The following is a 19,786-nucleotide window of genomic DNA, read 5'->3' as shown; positions in this document are numbered from 1 at the left end:
CAGCCCGCCGGCCGGGGTTTGCGTGTCACTGTTGCTTCGCATTCGAGTCTCCCGCTTCATGACGATCTGCGACCCTGGCCAGGTAAACCGTGGCCAGGGGCGGCAATGTCACGACAATGGAATCTTCGCGGCCGAGCACGCCACGCGATTCTGATGAAATGAGCGCAGCGTTCTCCACACCGCTGCCCCCGTAATCAGCCCCGTCACTATTGAACAACACCCTGTAATCGCCCGCAACGGGAACCCCCAGGCGATAGTCGCGCCGGATCACCGGCGTAAAGTTACTGACGCAGATGACGAAGCCCCCTTCGGTATCCCAGCGCAGCCAGCTGAACACGCTGGCGTCACGGTCATTCCAGTCCAGCCATTCGAACCCACCGGCCTCGAAATCGCGCTGGTGCAGGGCCGGAACATCACGGTACAGGTGATTCAGGTCGCGCACGCAGCGCTGCACCCCGGCGTGCCTGGGCTGGTCCAGCAGTTCCCAGTCCAGCGCCCGGTCGTGGTCCCACTCACGCCACTGCGCGAACTCGCCACCCATGAACAGCAACTTCTTGCCGGGATGGCCAAACATGAAACCGTAATAGGCCCGCAGGTTGGCGAAGCGCTGCCAGTCGTCGCCGGGCATTTTGCCCAGCAGCGAACCCTTGCCGTGCACCACTTCATCGTGCGACAGCGGCAAGACGAAATTTTCGTCGAAGGCGTAGACCATCCCGAAGGTCATCTTGTCGTGGTGGTACTTCCGGTGCACGGGCTCCTCGCGCATGTACGCGAGCGTGTCGTTCATCCAGCCCATGTTCCACTTGTAGGTAAAGCCCAGGCCGTTCATCTCCACCGGCCTCGACACCCCCGGCCAGGCCGTCGACTCTTCCGCGTGTGCGGTACCGCCAACGCGATGGATGGCGATGTTCAGTTCCTTCAGGAAGGCCACAGCCTCCAGGTTCTCGTTGCTGCCGTGAATATTGGGCAGCCACTCGCCGTCCTTGCGCGAGTAGTCGAGGTAAAGCATGGACGCCACGGCGTCGACACGCAGGCCATCAATATGAAACTCGCGGATCCAGTACAGCGCGCTGGCGGCCAGGAAATTGATGACCTCGCTGCGGCCGAAGTTATAGATCAACGTGCCCCAGTCGGCGTGTTCCCCGCGGCGCGGGTCCTCGTGCTCGTACAGGGCGGTACCGTCAAAGCGCGCCAGCGCGAACTCGTCACGGGGAAAGTGTGCCGGCACCCAGTCCACCAGCACGCCAATGCCCGCGCGGTGCAGGCGATCGACCAGGTAGCGGAAATCGTCCGGGTCACCGAAGCGCCGCGTTGGTGCGTACATGCCCGTGGGCTGGTAGCCCCAGGAGCCGTCGAACGGGTGCTCGGTCACCGGCAGCAACTCGACATGGGTAAAGCCCATCTTCCGGACGTACCGCACCAGCGCCTCGGCCATCTCGCGCCAGCCCAGCCAGCTGCCGTCTTCGTGACGACGCCAGGAGCCGGCGTGCACCTCGTAAACCGACATGGGCTGGTGGAGCCCGGTCTGTCCGTGCCGCTCACGCATCCACTCTTCATCGTGCCAGCGATAGCGCGAGCGCCAGGTCAGCGCGGCATTGCCGGGCGGCGGCTCGAAACGCTGGCCCATGGGGTCGGTTTTAAGCGGCAGCAGGCGTCCGTCGGGACCCAGCATTTCGAACTTGTAGGGCTCGCCCTCGCCCACCCCGGGCAGGAATATTTCCCAGACACCGTTGCCGGGGTGCAGGCGCATGATGTTGCGGCGCCCGTCCCAACCATTGAAGTTGCCCACCACGCTGACCCGCCGGGCGTTTGGCGCCCACACGGAAAACACGGTGCCGCGCATGCCCTTGAGCGTAGCGGGCTGGGCGCCCAGTTTGCGATACAGGTCCTCGTGGGCGCCCTCGCGAATCAGGTAAAGATCGAGCTCGCCCAGCGTCGAGGGGAATCGATACGGATCCTCGACCACCGACCAGCTGCCATCCGGGTGAACGATCTTCAGCCGGTAGCTGCGAACGCTGGGCGGCAGTTCGGCCACGAACACGCCGCCGTCGTGAACCCGGCGCATCGGCCCGACCCGGGCGCCATGGCGGTCAAGAAGGTCAACGGCCTCGGCATCGGGACGGAACACGCGCACCACCCGGCCTCCGCTGACCCGGTGCGGGCCCAGCACGGCAAATGGGTCATGACACCAGCCCGCCGCCAGCGCGTCGAGCATGGGTTGGGGCAGGGAGCGCCAGTCAGACATCTGCATCGTAGAGCCGGTCAATGTAACTGCGGGCGGAGCGCGCCCAGTCGAAACGGCGCGAGGCCGCCTGGCGGCGCATGCCGGCGAAGTCCGCCGGCCGCTCACCGATCAGGGCCAGGGCGTCATCGACCGTCGCAACGAACTGCGCCGCCTGCGCACCGGGCGAGTCACCGTCAAACAGGAAACCCGTGACGCCGTCCTCGATCGTATCGCGCAGGCCACCCACCGCGTGCGCGACCACCGGTTGCCCGGCCCGCAGCGCCAGCAACTGGCTGATGCCACAGGGCTCGAAACTGCTGGGCATCAGGAACAGGTCTGCCAGGGTGTAAAGCGGGTCCGACAACGCCTCGGCGAATCCGCGCAGGAACAGGAAATTGTCGTGCCGGCCCGCGACTGCAACCAGCCCCTCCTCCAGCGCCGGCTCACCGTTCCCCAGCGTGACCAGCCCGGCACCGCGCCGGGCCGCACCGGCCAGGATGGCGTCGAGCGCCGTGGGATGCCCCGGCACCGGCGCCAGGAACAGCGCCGACTTCTGGCGCACGACCCGGCCGATGCTGAGCATGACCGTTTCCGGTCGTGAGCGCTGCCAGACGCGCAATCGGGCCGCGCCACCGGGCCAGTCGAGCAGGCTGCCCTGTTCGGCGACAGTTTCCAGCACGTCGTCCCAGTTTGCGGCGGGCTGCGGGGCGGGGTAGTCACAGCCATTGAGGATGCCATGCAGCCGCCCGGTGTCATCGGCTTCACGGAGCAGGTCCTGCAAGCCCTCACCGCCGCCGAAGCCGGCTGCCGGATCGGGGGTGCGAAGAATCTCGGCCGCGTAACTGGGTGACACGGTGTTCAGGCCATCGCAAAGCCGGATCGCCGTGGCCATGAAATTCACACAGTCGTCGTACACCGGGTCGCGCAGCAGTTCGTGGTCGATGCCCCGCTCGTAGAACCATGCATCGAAAGACGACTCATGATTCGCCAGTGGGCGTACGCCCTGGTAAGCCAGGTTATGAATGGTGAACACCAGGCGGGTCGAGGCCAGCGCCGATCCTTCCGGCGCAACACTGCGAAAGGCCGGCAACAGGCCCGCATGCCAGTCGTGCAGGTGAACCACGGCCGGGGGTTCACGGGTCACATCCAGCCAGGCGGCCACCGCGGCATTGAAGAAGGCGAACTTGGCCGCATCAGTCTCGTACGGCCCTTCGCGCTCGTCATCGTGGTAGATGCGGCCATCATCCCGTGGGGCCAGCCGCGGGTGGTCGATCACGAAGGTGTCAACTGACGGCACAAGGTCAACAAGACGATACACCTCGGCCGTTTCGGTGGTGCCGGCGAACGGCACTTCGAGCGTGGCATGGTGCCTGGCGGAGGGATGTGCATGGAAGCGCCCGTAGCCGGGTGTAATCACGCGCGGCCGCAGGCCCAGGCGGGCCAGCGCCGGTGGCAACTCGCGGATGACGTCCGCGACGCCACCCACCTTGCCGCCCGGGATCGCCCCGTTTTCAGCAGCGACCATCCAGGGTCCGCCAGACATCAGCCCGATGCCCTAGCGTGTGTAGTGAAGTTGCTGGCCCAGCATGTCCGGCGTGACCAGGGTGCGCCCACCCTCGGTGACCCGCAGGCCCCGGCTCCGGTCGTCGTCCAGGTTGTGGCCGATGACCATGCCGTCCGGAATCTGAGTGCCACGGTCGACGATGGCATTGCGCACCTTCGCCCCGGCACCAATGCGGCAATCCGGCAGCACCACGGAAAGCTCCACCTCGGCACCCGCTTCCACCCGGCTGTTGTAGAACAGCTGTGAGCGGCGCACGGTGCCCCCGGAAATGACGGTACCGGCCGACAGCATTGACTCGGTCGCCATGCCACGGCGGTTCGGCTCGTCAAACACCAGCTTGGCGGGCGGCAACTGCGGCTGGCTGGTGTAGATGGGCCAGTCGTTCTCGTACAGGTCCAGCGGCGGCACCACGTGGTTCAGCTCCATGTTGGCCTGCCAGTAGGCATCCAGCGTTCCCACATCACGCCAGTAACCCTGTTCGCCGGTCGCCGGGTCGCGGAACGGGTAGGCGTAGACGCGGTAGCGGTCAATGACGGAAGGAATGATGTCGCGGCCGAAGTCGTGCGTGGAATCAGGCGTGTCGGCATCCCGGATCACCTGCTCGTACAGGAAGCTGGTGTTAAACACGTAATTACCCATCGACGCCAGGCACCAGCCCGGCCGGCCCGGTAACGGCGCCGGGCTCTCCGGTTTCTCGTTGAAATCAATGATGCGATTGTTCCCGTCGACCGTCATGACGCCGTACTGGCCGGCGGCTTCCTCGATGGGCACCTCGATACAACACACGGTCAGGTCGGCCGATTGCTCCGAGTGCCAGGCCAGCAGCGGGCCGTAGTCCATCTTGTAGACATGGTCGCCGGCCAGGATCAACACCAGGCCGGGGCTGTGGGTACGGATGATGTCCAGGTTCTGGTAGACCGCGTCGGCGGTGCCCATGTACCACTCGCCACCCACGCGCTGTGACGCCGGCAGGATCTCGACAAACTCGCGGCGGCTGGCCTGGAACCCGCTCCAGCCACGCACCAGGTGCCGGATCAGCGAGTGCGCCTTGTACTGGGTGAGCACACCCATGCGCCGCACCCCGGAATTAATGCAGTTTGACAGTGGAAAGTCGATGATCCGCAGCTTGCCGCCAAAATACACGGCGGGCTTGGCGCGCCAACGCGTCAGTTCATACAGACGAGATCCCTGGCCACCGGCCAGGACCAGCGCCAGGGTGTCGCGTGTGAGCCGGCTGACAAAGCGACTTTCTCCTGCGGCGTGATCATTCATGGTTACTGTCCCCTCCCCAGGGTGGAAAGACCCTCAGTGTAACGAATCAGGCAATTCACGACCGGCAGTGCGAATCATCGCGCGCACTGCCAGGCGCCGGTCGCCCGTCAGGGCACCCGGCGAAAGTCGCCAGCGCCAGTTACCGCCGGTCCTGCCCGGCACATTCATGCGCGCATCGCTACCCAGCCCCAGCAGGTCCTGCATCGGCGCCACGGCCAGCCGGCAGCCCGAATGCAGGGCCAGCCTGAAGACGTCGTCGCAAATCTTTTCCGGCTGTCCTTCGGTCAGGCGCAAGGCATTTTCCCGCGTCGCTTCGCGCTCCGCGTCGCTGCGGGTATCGGCGCCGGTCCCGTCGAACCAGCCGCGGGTGGTGTCGTTGTCATGGGTGCCCGTATAACACGCGCAGTCCTCGGCCAGGGTGGCAGGGTCGAACCCCGGGTTGGCCAGTTCGAACTGCAGGACCTTCATCCCCGGCATGCCGAAATACTGTCGTAACGCGTCGACCTCGGGCGTGATCACGCCCAGGTCTTCGGCGACAATGGGCACCTCGCCCAGGGCGCCGTTGATGGCGTCGAACAGCGCCTGCCCGGGCCCGGGCTCCCATTGGCCATTGCGTGCCGTGTCATCACCCCCCGGCACCGACCAGTAAGCCTCGAAGCCACGGAAATGGTCGATCCTCACCAGGTCGCACATTGCCATGGTGTGACGCATGCGCTCGATCCACCAGGCAAAACCATCTTCGGCATGCCGCGCCCAGTCGTACAGCGGGTTGCCCCAGAGCTGGCCATCGGCGGAAAAATAGTCTGGCGGCACACCGGCCACGTGGGTTGGCCGCCCCTCGGCGTCCAGGCGCAACAGGTCGGGTCGCGCCCACGCGTCGGCGCTATCCAGGGCAATGTAGATGGGCAGGTCACCCATCAGCGCGATGCCCGCGCGGGCCGCCCGCTGGCGCATGACCCGCCACTGGCGGTCGAAAAAGTATTGCGTGATCCGCACCGACTCCAGGGCGTCAGCGTGGTCGTCGCGCAGTTGCGCGAGCGCCGCGGCATCACGGCGGGCGTAGCATGACGCCCACTCAACCCAGGGCCGCTCGTCGTGCATGGTCTTCAGAATCCGGAACAGCGCGTAATCATCCAGCCAGGCTGCAGAGCGGGCGAGAAAAGCCTGGTAGTCGGCCCGGGTGCGGCGGTCGGCGACATCGTGGAAACGCCCGGCCGCCCTGTCGAGCAGTCGCCGCTTCCTGGGAATCAGCTCGCCATACTCCACGTGCGCAACCGGCAGGTCCTCCAGTTCATCCAGTTCGGCCTGCTCCAGCAACCCGCCCCGAACCAGCGGCGACATCCCCACCAACATCTCGTTGCCGGCGAACGCGGACAACGGCTGGTATGGGGAATCACCGTAAGCGGTGGGCCCACAGGGGAGCACCTGCCAGACGGCAAAACCCATGCTGGCGAGCTCGGGAATGACATCCCGGGCCGCATCACCGATGTCGCCGATGCCGTGCGCGGAGGGCAGCGAGGAAATATGCAGACCAACGCCCGCGACACGCCGCCCGCGGGTCATGCCCTTCGGAATCGTGGCGGGGTCGCGCCTCAAGTGGCGGCGCCCCCGGGCATGGGAACGAGCTGGTGAGCCATGTTGCTGGCACCCAGCAGGCCGGGCTGTGAGTGCGTCAGCAATGCCGTGGGAATGCGCTCCACCAGGGAGCGATGCCGGCCCTTGTTCTCGAAGCCGGCGCGGAAACTGCTGGACTTGAGCAGTTCGGGATAGCGCTTGACGATGCCACCGGCAATGAAGATTCCGCCCGCGGCGCCCAGTGTCATGGCCAGGTCACCCGCTGCCTGCCCGAGCACCTCGAAGAACATCTGCACGGTTTCGGACGCGCTCTCGTCCTGGTTTTCCAGCGCCTTCGTGAACACCTCGGCCGCGTCGGTGGGGTGGGGCGACAATCCGTTGATATGACGCATGGCATCGTAAATGTTCTCGATACCGGGCCCGCACAGCAAGCGCTCGATGGAGACACGCTCGAAACGCTGCCGCAGAAACGCCAGCACCTCCATCTGCACGGCCGATTCCGGTGCGAAGCCGACATGTCCACCCTCGCCCGCCAGCGGATAGGACCTGCCGTCACGGACCACCAGGCTGGCGACGCCCAGGCCGGTACCGGGGCCCAGCACGCCGACAGTCAGGTCGCTCGCGCCTTCGAGGGCGCATTTCACCGGGCCGATCGCCTCGTAATCATCCGGCCCCAACAGGGGCAGGGAGCAGGCGATCGCCTCGAAATCGTTCATCAGCCGGACGGCGGCACCGTCAAAGGCGGCGCGAATCGAAGCTTCGTCCAGCGACCAGTGACTGTTGGAGAAACGGACGCGGCCATCGACGATGGGCCCGGCGACCGCCATGACGACCCCGGCCGGGCGCGCGTCACCCAGGCCGTCGAGATAGGCCTGCATCGCGTCGATGGGCGTTTCGAAATCCACCGCGGCCAGCGTCCGGCAGTGGCTAAACCCGGCCTGGGTCGAGTCGGCCAACGCAAAGCGCGCGTTGGTCCCACCCAGGTCGCCGACCAGCAGACAGTCCGTCATCGCTCAGGCGACCGGGCCAAACACGGACGCGCCGGACTCGCTCGCCCCGGCATTGCGACGGAAGACCTCGAACAGTTCCCGGCCCATGCCATGGCGATTGAGCGCGGGATCAACGACCATCGGCTCGCGGCTCGCCAGCGTGGCCTCGTCGACCTGCAACTCAAGTACGCCGCGATCGGCGTCGATCACCACCGTGTCGCCATCACGTACGCGGGCGATCAGGCCACCCTGCACGGTATCCGGCGTCAGGTGGATGGCCGCCAGGACCTGGCCGCTGGCACCGGACATGCGGCCATCGGTCAGCAGCGCCACTTTCAGGCCGCTGTCCTGCAACACGCGCAGGAACGGCGTGAGCTTGTGGAGCTCTGGCATGCCGTTGGCGGACGCGCCCTGGCCGGCAATGACGGCGACCATGTCGGTCTTGAACTCGCCGGCATTGAACGCGTCGACGAAAGCCTGCTGCGACGGAAACACCCGCGCCGCGGCTTCGATCACGCGTTGTTCCTGCGGCACGGCCGAAATCTTCACCACCGAACGACCCAGGTTGCCCTGGACCAGGCGGATCCCGCCCTCGTCATCAAACGGCGCGTCGGCGGGGCGGAGAATGTTCGTATCCAGCGATGTCGCCTGCGCCGGCTTCCACCCCACGGCCCCGTCCTCCAGCGTCGGTTCCTGGCAAAACCGTGACAGGCCATCGCCCAGGATAGTGGTCACGTCCTCGTGCAAAAGGCCGGCTTCCAGCAGCGTACCGATGCAGAAACCCAGGCCGCCGGCGGCATGGAAATGGTTCACGTCGGCGCTGCCGTTCGGGTAGACCCGCGCCAGCAGCGGCACAGCCGATGACAGCTCAGCGAAATCATCCCAGTCGATAACGACGCCCGCGGCCGCGGCCATGGCGATCAGGTGAATGGTGTGGTTAGTCGACCCGCCGGTCGCCAGCAGGCCGACGATGCCATTAACGATGGCTTTCTCATCGACGATGTGGCCGATGGGCGTGAACGCCTCGCCACTGCGGGTAATTCTCAGCACAGAGCGGACCGCCTCTTCGGTGAGCGCGTCGCGCAGCGCGGTGTTGGGGTTCACGAACGAGCCACCCGGCAGCTGCAGGCCCATGAACTCCATCAGCATCTGGTTGCTGTTGGCGGTGCCATAGAACGTGCAGGTGCCGGCAGAATGGTAGGACTCCGATTCCGCGCGCAGCAACTCGTCCCGGCCGCATTTGCCGGCCGCGTACTCTTCACGGACCCGGGCCTTCTCCTTGTTCGGCAGCCCTGAGGGCATCGGCCCCGCCGGCGCGAACACCATCGGCAGGTGGCCGAAGGCCAGCGCGCCGATCACCAGCCCGGGAACGATCTTGTCGCAGACACCCAGGCAGATGGCGGCATCGAACATGTTGTGCGACAGCGCCACGGCCGTCGCCATGGCGATCACGTCACGGCTGAACAACGACAGCTCCATGCCGGGCTGCCCCTGGGTCACGCCGTCGCACATGGCCGGGACGCCACCGGCGTACTGGGCCACGGCGCCGGCCTCGTGGGCGGCACGCTTGATCAGGGCCGGAAACGTCTCCAGCGGCTGGTGCGCGCTGAGCATGTCGTTGTATGACGACACGATGGCAATGTTCGGTGTCGTCGTACCCGACAGCGCTGTCTTGTCACCGGCGCCACAAGCCGCGAAGCCGTGGGCCAGGTTGCCGCAGGACAGCACCCCTCGACCCGGCCCCTCGGCGGCGGCCGCGTCGATACGGGCCAGGTAGTCGGCTCGGGACTGCCGGCTGCGCTCAATGATCCGCTCGGTGACATTTTTCAGGGTGGCATGCATATTCAAAACCTCGGCTGTACTTATGGCGCCCAGACGGCCTGCACCGGCACCTGGCGCTGGGCCAGCAGCGCCTGCACCGGGTACCCGCCCTCGCCCGCCAGGGCCTGGTTGTAGACGGCTCGCTTCTCATCGCCGAAAAACAGCAACACCAGGGTGTCGGTCAGCAACAGGGCGGGCAGGTCCAGGCTGATCCGCGGATGCGGACTGCCGTCGGTGCGAACCGCCACGCAACCCGGGGCCGCGGACGTGTCCAGGGCCGCTTCCAGCCCATCAAAATCAGGAAAAAGTGACGCGAAATGGCCGTCCGCCCCCATGCCCAGCAATACGGCGGCATGCGGCGGTGGCAGCGCGGCGATATCGGCGGCGACCACAGGCGGCGCGGCTTCCGGCTCAATACCCTCGCGGAACAGCGGCAGGAACTGGCCATTCGCCGCGCGGGCGCGCAACAGGCGCGAGCGCACCAGTGCCTCGTTGCTGTCCGGGCTGGATGCCGGCACCCAGCGCTCGTCACTGGGCAACACAGTCACGCGCCCCCAGTCGAGCGGCCGGCAGGCCAGCAGGTCGAAACAGTCACCCGGCGTGGTGCCACCGCTGACCACCAGGCTGGTGGATGTCATGGTCTTCAGGCGCGCTGCGATGGCGCCGCCCAGCAGGTCGGCCGCGACCCTGGAGGCTTCCGCGCGATCTTCACAGGCGATCAATTCAGGTGCGCTGGTCATGGGTCAGTCCAGCTTGCCCCAGGTCCGTCCGTCGCGGTCCAGCAGCAACGAGGCGGCCGTCGGCCCCCAGGTGCCCCCTGGGTACTCTTCCACTGGCTGCGAGGCCACGTCCCAGCCCGCGATGATGCTGTCGATCCACTGCCACGCGGCCTCGACCTCGTCGCGGCGCATGAACAGCGCCGGATTGCCGCGGATGACTTCCATCAGCAGACGCTCGTAGGCGTCGGGGTAGCGCACCCCGAAGGTCTCCTCGAAGCTCAGGTTCAGCGATACCGGGCGCAGGTCGAAGCCACCGGGGCCCGGCTCCTTCGACATCAGCGTCAGGTTCACGCCTTCATCCGGCTGCAGGCGCAGCACCAGGCGATTGGGCGCGACGTGGTAGCTGGACTCCGGGAAGATGGAATGCGGCACCTGCTGGAACTCGACCACGATTTCCGAGTACTTGCTCTTCAATCGCTTGCCGCTGCGCAGGTAGAACGGCACCCCGGACCAGCGCCAGTTATCGATCTCGACCTTCAGCGCCACGAAGGTCTCGGTGGTGCTGTCATCGTTGCCGAGCTCTTCCAGGTAACCCTTCACCGGTTCACCGCCAATGGCACCGGACTGGTACTGGCCGCGTACGGAGTGGCTGCGCACGGAAGCGGCGTCGATGGGCTTGAGGGCGCGCAGCACCTTCATCTTCTCGTCGCGCACGGCGTCGTGGTCACGGTTGGCCGGCGGCTCCATCGCCACCAGGCAGAGCAATTGCATCAGGTGGTTCTGAACCATGTCGCGCAGCGTGCCCACCTGGTCATAGAACTCGATACGCTGCCCTACCCCCAGGTCCTCGGCGACCGTGATCTGCACATGGTCGACGTTACCGCGGTTCCACAGCGGCTCGAACAGGGAATTGGCGAAGCGCAGGGCCAGCAGGTTCTGGACCGTCTCCTTGCCCAGGTAGTGGTCGATGCGGTAGATCACGTCTTCCGGGAAGAATTCGCCCACCTGGTCGTTGATCTCGCGCGCCGAGGCGTGGTCCTTGCCGACCGGCTTCTCCAGCACGATGCGCACATCCTTGCTGATCAGGCCATTGCTGTTGAGGCCGCTGGCGATGGACCCGAACAGCGAAGGCGACGTCGCCAGGTAGAACACCCGGGTCCGATCATCGAATCCTTCCAGCAGCGCATTCAGGTCACCCCAGGAACTGGCATCCAGGGCATCGGAGCGGACATAGTGCAGCCGCTCGGCGAAGGTCTCCCATTGAGCCTCGGTGAATTCGTGATCGTCCAGGTGCTTGCGCAGCGCCGCCTCGACTTCTTCGAGATAGGCCTCGCGCGTCATCTCGCTGCGGCCCGTCGCGATGATTCGCGATGAAGGCGGCAGCTGGCCATCGTGGTCGCGATGGTAGAGCGCGGGCAGGAGTTTTCGCAGCGACAGGTCACCACCGCCACCGAAAATAACGAGGTCGAACAGGTCGACCGGTACAAACTTGGCCATGTTTTTGATTCTCCGCCCGCGAACGGGCTTGGCATGTCCGATGAAGGCTATGCGTGCACCGGCAGTGGCGCAACGGTTTGTATTCGTATTCAGCCTTGCGCCCCCGGATGTTATCATCCTGTATTGACCACTCGCCGCGGCGCTTGGCGGCAGCAGGCAGCAACACCTTGGGTTCAGGCAAGACCACTTCATTTCATATCGCGTTGATGGCCGGGGTATCCCAGGCCACGGTGTCGCGCGCCTTGCGTGACAGCCCGCTCGTGAGCGAGGCGACACGTGAAAAGGTCAAACAGATCGCGCGCGACCTGAACTATCACGTCGACCGCAGCGCCGCGGGCCTGCGCTCGGGCCAGACCCGCACCCTGGCGGTTCTGCTGTTCGAGGACGACACCATCGGCGACGCCTCGGTCAACCCGTACTTCCTTTCCATGCTGGGCCACATCACCCGCTCTGCCGCGCGCCGTGACTACGATGTCCTGGTGGCGTTCCAGCAGCTGAGCGAGAACTGGCACCAGCACTACGAAATCAGCAACCGCGCCGATGGCATTATCCTGCTGGGCTATGGCGATTTCGTGTCGTTCGACGACAAGCTGGAACGGCTGCGACGCGACGACGCCCACTTTGTCGTCTGGGGCGCCAGCGCGCCCGGGCTGGATGGTCGATCAGTCGGCTGTGAAAACCGCCTGGGCGGCGAAATCGCCACGCGGCACCTGCTCTCGCTCGGCCGCCGCCGGATCGCTTTCTTCGGCGAAATGGACGAGCGCTGCCCGGAGTTTCGCGACCGCTACGACGGTTATACGGATGCCCTGAACGCCGAGGGCATCGACATCGACCCCGCTTTGCAGTTCGACGCGCGCGGTAAAGAGTCGCTGGGGGTGCAGGCCGTCGAGCAACTACTGGCTTCCGGCACCCAGTTCGATGCCATTTTCGCCGCCAGCGACCTGATCGCCATCGGCGCCATTGCCGCCCTGCACGAAGCCGGGCTTTCGGTGCCCGGCGATGTTTCGGTGGTTGGCTACGACGACATTCACGCCGCGTCCTGCATCACGCCCGCGCTGACGACCATCCGCCAGGATCCGCGCGCCGCGGCCGGCGCCCTGGTCGACCTGCTGTTGACCCGCATTGCCGGCGGTAAGGGCGACTCACGCCAGCTGCCGCCACAACTGATCGTGCGCAAGTCCTGCGGAAGCGATAAAATAAAGTCGTGAGAAAAGTCCGCACAGATCGTTTTCGGAGCGTCTGGCAGTCGATACTGCTGGCGGTTCTGCTGTGTGCGCAAACCGGGCTGCTGGCCCACCAGGTTGAACACGCGCCGGGCATTGACCACACGCCCTGCGTGGCCTGCTCTATCGGCAGCGACCTTCAGCATGGCGCCATCGACCATGCTCACCCGCCGGTCAACGCCGGCACATTGCAGCCCGCATACGTCCGCCACGCGGACAGCCTGGCCAGCGCCGAAGCCCGGCGCGCCACCGCCAGGGGCCCGCCCGCAATCTATTGATCCCAACTTAATTGCCGGCCAGAGGTGTCGGCGTACAGGAATCAATGGAGTTACTAAAATGCACCCGAAGTACCACTTTTGCCTGCGCAGCCTGGCGGCTGCCGCAAGCCTGCACGTTGCCGCCGTGGCCGCGCAGGACCCCGCCGATGACCGAATTCACGGCGATGAACACGAACATGATGTGCTCGAGGAAGTGCACGTCACCGCCACCGCCATCCCCCGCGAGGCGCTGGAGCTTTCACAATCCGCCACCGTTCTGCGCGGCGAGGCCCTGGCCGACGTCGTCAACAACAACATCGGCGATACCCTGGGCAACCTGCCCGGCCTGTCCAACGCCAGCTTTGGCGAGAACGTCGGCCGGCCCGTGATTCGCGGCCTGCAGGGCGGCCGTGTCGGCGTCCTGAACGACGGCATGACCAGTTTTGACGCCTCGGCCGTGAGCCAGGACCACGCGGTTCCCACCGAGCCGTTCCTGGCCGACCAGGTCGAGGTGCTTCGCGGCCCCACCACGCTGCTGTACGGCTCCGGCGCCATTGGTGGCGTCGTCAACATGGTCACCAACACCATCCCGGTAGAGATGCCGGAGGACGGCGTCAACGGCCGGGTGCTGGTCCAGGGTGACAGCGCCGCGGACCAGCGCTTCGGTGCCGGCCGCCTGGATTTCGGCGTCGGCGATTTCGCCTTCCACGTGAACGGTTTCGTCCGCCGAACCGATGACTACGAGATCCCCGGTGCCGCCGACCTCTACCCGGATGACGACCACGACGATCACGAAGAAGATCACGAAGAAGATCATCACGAACACGAGGAAGACCACGAGGACGAGCACGACGAAGCGTCAACCGGCGTGCTCGAGAACAGCTTCCTGGACAACGAAGGCGGCTCTGTTGGCGTAGCCTGGATCAACAATGACTGGCGCGTTGGCGCGTCCTGGACCGATTACGACAGCCAGTACGGCATTCCCGGTGCTCACAGCCATCACCACGAGGATGAACACGAGCACGAGGAAGAGCACGACGACGAGCACGAAGATGAGAATGTCACCATTCACCTCGAATCCCAGCGTGCCGATGCCATCGCGACCAAGGCAGACCCATTCTCCGGCTTCTCGCGGTTTACGCTGAAGACCAACATCACGCGCTACACCCACACCGAGTTCGAGGGTGATGAAGTGGGCACCGTGTTCGACAGCGACACCACCAACGCACGCCTTGAACTGGAGCACTCGCGGTGGGGCGACTGGGTTGGCACGTTCGGCGGCCAGTGGTCCGACAACGACTTCGAAGCCGTGGGCGAAGAAGCCTTCGTGCCGCCTTCAGAGACCCGTTCCGCGGCGCTGTTCTGGGTCGAAACCGCCGAGTTCCAGGACTGGACCGTGGACCTGGGCCTGCGCTACGAGGACACCTCGATCGACTCCTTCCTTATTGAGCATGACCATGACCACGAGCATGAGCATGAGGAGGAACACGACGAAGAGCACGATGATGAGCACATGGAGCCGGCCAGCCGCGACTTCCAGCCATTCAGTGCCTCGGTAGGCGCCATCTGGCATATGACCGAGGCCACCCACCTGGCCTTCAATTTCGCCCATGCCGAGCGCGCGCCGTCATCAGAGGAACTGTTCGCCAACGGACCGCATATCGCCACCCAGGCATTCGAGGTCGGCAACCCGGACCTGGGCACGGAGACCAACACGCATTACGAGATGTCATGGCGCCTGCACGAAGGGCCCCTGACGGCGATGATCACCGTGTACTACGACGACTTCGAGGACTTCATCTACCTGGCCGATGCCGGCGAGGAAGTCGACGGCCTGCCCGAGTTCCTGTGGTCACAGCAGGACGCCGAGTTTACCGGCGGCGAGGTCGAGGTCCGCTGGGATGTCGGCGACTACTCCACGGGTCATTGGCAGCTGTACGGCTTCTACGATGCCGTCAAGGCCACGCTGGACACCGGCGGCCCCGTGCCCCGCATTCCGCCGCAGCGCTTCGGCCTGGGCGTGGACTGGGACAACGGCGCCTGGGCCGGCGGCCTGAACTGGATCCGCGCCGCGGAGCACAACCGTACCGCGGTGAACGAGACCATCACCCCCGGATACGACCTGCTCAACGCCGAACTGTCATGGGCGCTGCCTTTTGGCGATCGCATGCAAACGGTGGTGTACGTCCAGGGCCGCAACCTGCTCGATGAGGATGTGCGCAACAGCGCGTCGTTCCTGAAGGACCAGGCCCCGCAGATCGGGCGCAACTGGATCTTCGGCCTGAAGGCCGCGTTCTAGACCAGGCAATCTATCGCCACCCGGGGCGCGCCACGTACCATAAGTCCGTGGCGCGCCCTTAATTTTCCCGTTACGGTGACACCATGCATATCAACGCGCATTTCGACAGCGGCAATATCGACGTCCAGTCGGCCGAAAACCCTTCAGACATTCGCCTGCGCATTCGCATGGACGAAGGCGATGAACACGGCCAGTGGTTTTTCTTCCAGCTCAGTGACGTGCGTGGCGAGGCCTGCACGATCAGCATCGAAAACGCCGGCGAGATGTCGTACCCGGCGGGGTTTGAGAACTACCGTGTTGTCGCTTCAACCGACCTGTCGAACTGGTTTCGCATCGACACGGCGTTTGACGGCACGGCGCTCAGTTGGCGCCACACGCCGGAAACGGACACCACCTGGTTCGCGTATTTCGCACCCTACACATACGATAGGCACCAGCGTCTCATTGGCCGCGCGCAGGCCGCACCGGGTGTCCGCGCCGAGGTGCTCTGCCCCACCCCCGATGGTCACGCGGTGACCCTGCTGCGTTTCGGCGAGCCGGCCGCCAACAAGAAGTCGTGCTGGGTGATCGCCCGCCAGCACCCCGGCGAAAGCATGGCCGAGTGGTGGGCGGAGGGCTTTGTCAACCGCCTCCTGGACCCGGAAGACGCCGTCGCGCGGGCCCTGCTTGAGCGGGCCGTTGTCTATGTTGTTCCCAGCATGAACCCGGACGGCGCAGTACGCGGCCACCTGCGCTGCAACGCCCACGGCGTGAACCTGAACCGGGCCTGGAAAGACCCGGACGAAACGCATTCACCGGAGGTGTATTTCACCCGCCGGCGCATGCACGAGACCGGCGTCGACTTCTTCATGGACGTACACGGCGACGAGGCCCTGCCCTACAACTTTGTGGCCGGCGGCGAAGGCGTTCCGTCATGGACCGAAGCCATGAACCAACAGTTTCAGGCGTTCAAGAACCGCCTGGCGGCCATCACCCCCGACTTCCAGACCACGTATGGCTACCCGGTCTCCCCACCGGCCTCGTCCGACCTGCGCAAGGCCACCGACTACGTGACGGAGACGTTCGGTTGCCTGGCCATGACGCTGGAGATGCCGTTCAAAGATGCCGCCAACCACCCGGTGCCGGAAATCGGCTGGTCGCCGGGACGCTGCCAGCGCCTGGGCGCATCCTGCCTGGATGCTATCTGGCAGACGCTGGACGACTGAGCGCTGCTCAGCCGCTGATACGGCGGGTGCTCTCGCGAACCTTCAGTTCGTGCGGAAGAATCCGCAGCGGTGTTTCCGGACGCTTGCCATCGATAATATCCAGCAGGATCTCGGCGCAGGTCGCGCCGATCTCCGCGGTCGGCTGGGCAATCGTCGTCAACGGCGGCGTGATGTAACGCGCGAAGGGAATATTGTCGAAACCCATGACGGAGACGTCGTCGGGCACCGAGTGACCCATGTCCCGCAACGCGTACATGGCGCCGAAGGCGATCTCGTCACTGAAGCAGAAAATGGCCGTCGGCGGCTCGCGGTGGCGCATCAGGCGCGTGGCACCGGCAATGCCTTCCTCCAGCGTGTAACCGGCGCGCACCTGCAGGCTCCTGTCCACCTCGACCCCGGCGGCAGCCATCGCATCATCAAAGCCACGCAGGCGCTCCCGGGTGCTGTGGGTTTCGACATCACCACTGATCAGCGCGATGCGCCGATGGCCGTAATCGAGCAGGTGGTTGGTGGCATCGATCGCGGCCTGGTAATCGTCGATGTACACCCGTGGCAGGTCATCATGGCCAGCGTATTCACAACCATTGACGATGGGCGGCAACTTGTCGATGGGCAGCCCCGGCTTCCTGTCGAACGGTAACCGGTGCGACATCAGGATGACGCCATCGGCCTGCCGGGTCTGGGTCATGCGCGCGAACTCACGCTCACGGGCTTCCGACCCCTGCGTATCACCCAACAGCACCGAATATCCCCTGGCCCGGGCGACCTTCTCGATGGCCTTGATGATGTTCGAGTTATGGCTGTCGGCGATATCCGGAATGATCACCACGATATTGCCCGAGCGCGCCGTGCGCAGGCTGACCGCCAGGTTGTTGGGGGTATAGCCCACCGCCTCGGCGGCTGCGATGACCTTTTTCCGGGTAGCGTCCGCGACCCGGTCCGGGTTACGCAGTGCGTGCGAGACGGTGGCGATGGAATACCCCGTCTGCGCGGCGATGTCTTTGAGACCGACTTTGGCCATTTGCCCAGCTTCCTTGTTATCAGGCCAATTTTAGGGGCATGTCACATGCATGTAAAACGATTGACCCTTTGACAGATCACATCATCCAGACCCACCGTCAAGTCGGTGTTAACTGCACGTTAAACGTTTAACTCGTTGGTTGACCGTGCCGTTGTGAAACGTTTAACATGCGCCAAAACAGCGCCCTGCGACTGTCCAATAACGAAAAGGCCTCCATGCTCAAGAGGCCGGTGAAAACAACATGCAACTACAAGCCATCGACCTGACCATCATCGGGGCGTATCTCGCCTTCACGATCTTTATCGGCCTGTACCTGAAGCGCCGCGCCGCCCAGGACATGAAGGCCTACTACCAGGGCGGCAAGCGCCTGCCCTGGTACATGCTCAGCCTGTCCAATGCCTCCGGCATGTTCGACATCTCCGGCACCATGTGGCTGGTCACGCTGTGTTTCGTTTACGGTATGAAGAGCATCTGGATTCCCTGGCTGTGGCCGGTGTTCAACCAGGTATTCCTGGCCGCGTTCCTGTCCTGCTGGCTGCGCCGGTCCAATGTGATTACCGGCGCACAGTGGATCCAGACCCGCTTCGGTGACAACACCGGCGGCCGCCTGGCGCACATGGTGGTGGTGCTGTTCGCGGTGATCTCGGTGCTGGGCTTCCTGGCCTATGGCTTCATCGGCGTGGGCAAGTTCATCGAGATCTTCATCCCCTGGGAGACCGTCGCGCCCTACGTGCCGTTCGACGTTCCGCCTGAGTACGTACCGCACCTGTACGGTGTCTTCTTTACCAGTTTCGCCACCTTCTACGTCATGCTGGGCGGCATGCTCAGCATTGTCTGGGCGGACGTGGTGCAGTTCACCATCATGGCAATATCGGCCGTCATCATTGCCACCATCGCCATGATGAACGTCACGCCGGAGGCGCTGCACGCGGCCACGCCGGAGGGCTGGGCCAACCCGTTCTTCGGCTGGACGCTCGACCTCGACTGGGGCGCAAAGATCGCCGAGGTCAACGACAAGATCGTGTCCGACGGCTACACGCTGTTCTCGATCTTCTTCATGATGATGCTGTTCAAGGGCGTGCTGTCTTCGCTGGCCGGCCCCGCGCCCAACTATGACATGCAGAAGATCCTGGCCACGCGCTCGCCGCGCGAGGCCGCGCTGATGAGCGGCTTCGTGTCGATCGCCCTGAACCCGATCCGTTACCTGATGATCGCCGGTTTCGCGGTGCTGGCCATCGTCTACTACCAGCAGCTGGACCTGATGTCGGGCGGCAAGATCGATTTCGAAAACATCCTGCCCTCGGCGATGCTGCAGTTCGCGCCGGCGGGTATCCTGGGCCTGTTGCTGGCTGGGCTGCTGGCGGCCTTCATGTCGACCTTCGCCAGCACCGTGAACGCGGCGCCGGCTTACATCGTCAACGACATCTACCACCGCTACATCAACCCGCAGGCCAGCAACAAGGCGCTGATTCGTGCCAGCTACCTGGTGTCGGTACTGGTGGTGATCATCAGCACGCTGATCGGCCTGTTCGTGGAATCAATCAACAGCGTGCTGCAGTGGCTGGTGTCCGGGCTGTTTGGGGGCTACGCGGTGGCCAACGTGCTGAAATGGTACTGGTGGCGACTGAACGGCATCGGCTATTTCTGGGGCATGCTCTCCGGCATTATCGGTGCGTTGCTGTTCCCGCCGCTGCTGGGGCCGATGTTCACGGGCGTGGCGCCGGACATCCTGCCGTTGTACCTGTTCCCGTTGCTGTTCCTGGTCTCCGGCATCGTCTGCGTGGTTGCCACGGCGATGACCCCACCCGAAGACGACGAACTGCTGAAGGCGTTCTACCGCCAGGTCCGGCCCTGGGGCCTGTGGGGCCCGGTGCACGACAAGGTCGTGGCCGAGGACCCGACGTTCCAGCGCAACCCCGACTTCAAGCGCGACATGTTCAATGTCGTGGTCGGCATCATCGCGCAGACCTGCCTGGTCGCGGCACCCATCTTCCTGGTGATCCGCGAAGGCGGTTCGCTGGTGACCACGCTGGTGGTGTTTGGCGTGGCCGCGGTGATCCTGAAAAAGACCTGGTACGACCGCCTCGAGCGGACGGCCGATGCGACGGAGGCCTGAGCCC

General features: G+C 64.9%; 14 protein-coding genes. 5 read left to right on the top strand and 9 right to left on the bottom strand.

Features of this window, described 5'->3' with window-relative positions:
* Window positions 1-25: 25 nt before the first annotated feature.
* The 8 genes from glgB to zwf are packed head-to-tail and all read right to left on the bottom strand — an operon-like array spanning window position 26 to window position 11,661.
* Window positions 26-2,245: a 1,4-alpha-glucan branching protein GlgB gene (gene glgB / locus F3N42_RS12250; protein ID WP_150864770.1), complete on the bottom strand. Its 2,220-nt coding sequence runs from the start codon at window positions 2,243-2,245 to the stop codon at window positions 26-28.
* Entirely contained in the window at window positions 2,238-3,767 is a 1,530-nt protein-coding gene (locus tag F3N42_RS12245; RefSeq protein WP_150864769.1) for a glycogen synthase, read from the bottom strand. The genes glgB and F3N42_RS12245 overlap by 8 nt, the downstream gene beginning before the upstream one ends.
* Before the next feature lie 12 nt (window positions 3,768-3,779).
* Window positions 3,780-5,060, bottom strand: a complete 1,281-nt coding sequence (gene glgC / locus F3N42_RS12240; RefSeq protein ID WP_150864768.1) for a glucose-1-phosphate adenylyltransferase — start codon at window positions 5,058-5,060, stop codon at window positions 3,780-3,782.
* 33 nt (window positions 5,061-5,093) lie between these two features.
* Window positions 5,094-6,656, bottom strand: coding sequence for a 4-alpha-glucanotransferase (gene malQ, locus F3N42_RS12235; protein WP_224784902.1), 1,563 nt, complete (start codon window positions 6,654-6,656; stop codon window positions 5,094-5,096).
* Entirely contained in the window at window positions 6,653-7,645 is a 993-nt protein-coding gene (gene glk / locus F3N42_RS12230) for a glucokinase (protein WP_150864767.1), read from the bottom strand. The genes malQ and glk overlap by 4 nt, the downstream gene beginning before the upstream one ends.
* Before the next feature lie 3 nt (window positions 7,646-7,648).
* Window positions 7,649-9,466, bottom strand: a complete 1,818-nt coding sequence (gene edd / locus F3N42_RS12225; protein WP_150864766.1) for a phosphogluconate dehydratase — start codon at window positions 9,464-9,466, stop codon at window positions 7,649-7,651.
* Between the two features lie 20 nt (window positions 9,467-9,486).
* On the bottom strand, window positions 9,487-10,185 hold the full coding sequence (pgl, locus tag F3N42_RS12220) for a 6-phosphogluconolactonase (protein ID WP_150864765.1): 699 nt from the start codon (window positions 10,183-10,185) through the stop codon (window positions 9,487-9,489).
* Between the two features lie 3 nt (window positions 10,186-10,188).
* Window positions 10,189-11,661: a glucose-6-phosphate dehydrogenase gene (gene zwf, locus F3N42_RS12215; protein WP_150864764.1), complete on the bottom strand. Its 1,473-nt coding sequence runs from the start codon at window positions 11,659-11,661 to the stop codon at window positions 10,189-10,191.
* Window positions 11,662-11,867: 206 nt separating this feature from the next.
* Between zwf and F3N42_RS12210 the strand changes: the two genes are divergently transcribed.
* From F3N42_RS12210 to F3N42_RS12200, 4 genes are all read left to right on the top strand, one after another.
* Window positions 11,868-12,869, top strand: coding sequence for a LacI family DNA-binding transcriptional regulator (locus F3N42_RS12210; RefSeq protein ID WP_224784900.1), 1,002 nt, complete (start codon window positions 11,868-11,870; stop codon window positions 12,867-12,869).
* A complete protein-coding gene (locus F3N42_RS15640) occupies window positions 12,866-13,162 on the top strand; it encodes a hypothetical protein (RefSeq protein ID WP_191621391.1) in 297 nt (98 codons plus the stop codon). The genes F3N42_RS12210 and F3N42_RS15640 overlap by 4 nt, the downstream gene beginning before the upstream one ends.
* A gap of 58 nt (window positions 13,163-13,220) precedes the next feature.
* The gene (locus F3N42_RS12205) at window positions 13,221-15,440 is read left to right on the top strand and encodes a TonB-dependent receptor (RefSeq protein ID WP_191621390.1); all 2,220 of its coding nucleotides are present in this window, start codon (window positions 13,221-13,223) and stop codon (window positions 15,438-15,440) included.
* A gap of 83 nt (window positions 15,441-15,523) precedes the next feature.
* Window positions 15,524-16,645, top strand: a complete 1,122-nt coding sequence (locus tag F3N42_RS12200; protein WP_150864761.1) for a M14 family metallopeptidase — start codon at window positions 15,524-15,526, stop codon at window positions 16,643-16,645.
* Between the two features lie 7 nt (window positions 16,646-16,652).
* Here F3N42_RS12200 and F3N42_RS12195 read toward each other — a convergent pair whose 3' ends face one another.
* Window positions 16,653-17,666, bottom strand: coding sequence for a LacI family DNA-binding transcriptional regulator (locus F3N42_RS12195; RefSeq protein ID WP_150864760.1), 1,014 nt, complete (start codon window positions 17,664-17,666; stop codon window positions 16,653-16,655).
* Window positions 17,667-17,907: 241 nt separating this feature from the next.
* Between F3N42_RS12195 and F3N42_RS12190 the strand changes: the two genes are divergently transcribed.
* Window positions 17,908-19,782: a sodium:solute symporter family protein gene (locus tag F3N42_RS12190; protein WP_150864759.1), complete on the top strand. Its 1,875-nt coding sequence runs from the start codon at window positions 17,908-17,910 to the stop codon at window positions 19,780-19,782.
* Window positions 19,783-19,786: the final 4 nt, after the last annotated feature.

Origin of the sequence: Marinihelvus fidelis, assembly GCF_008725655.1 — a bacterium.
GTDB classification, from domain to species: domain Bacteria; phylum Pseudomonadota; class Gammaproteobacteria; order Xanthomonadales; family SZUA-36; genus Marinihelvus; species Marinihelvus fidelis.
The sequence above is the reverse complement of the archived record's forward strand: the minus strand, read 5'-3'. Positions and strand labels throughout refer to the sequence as shown.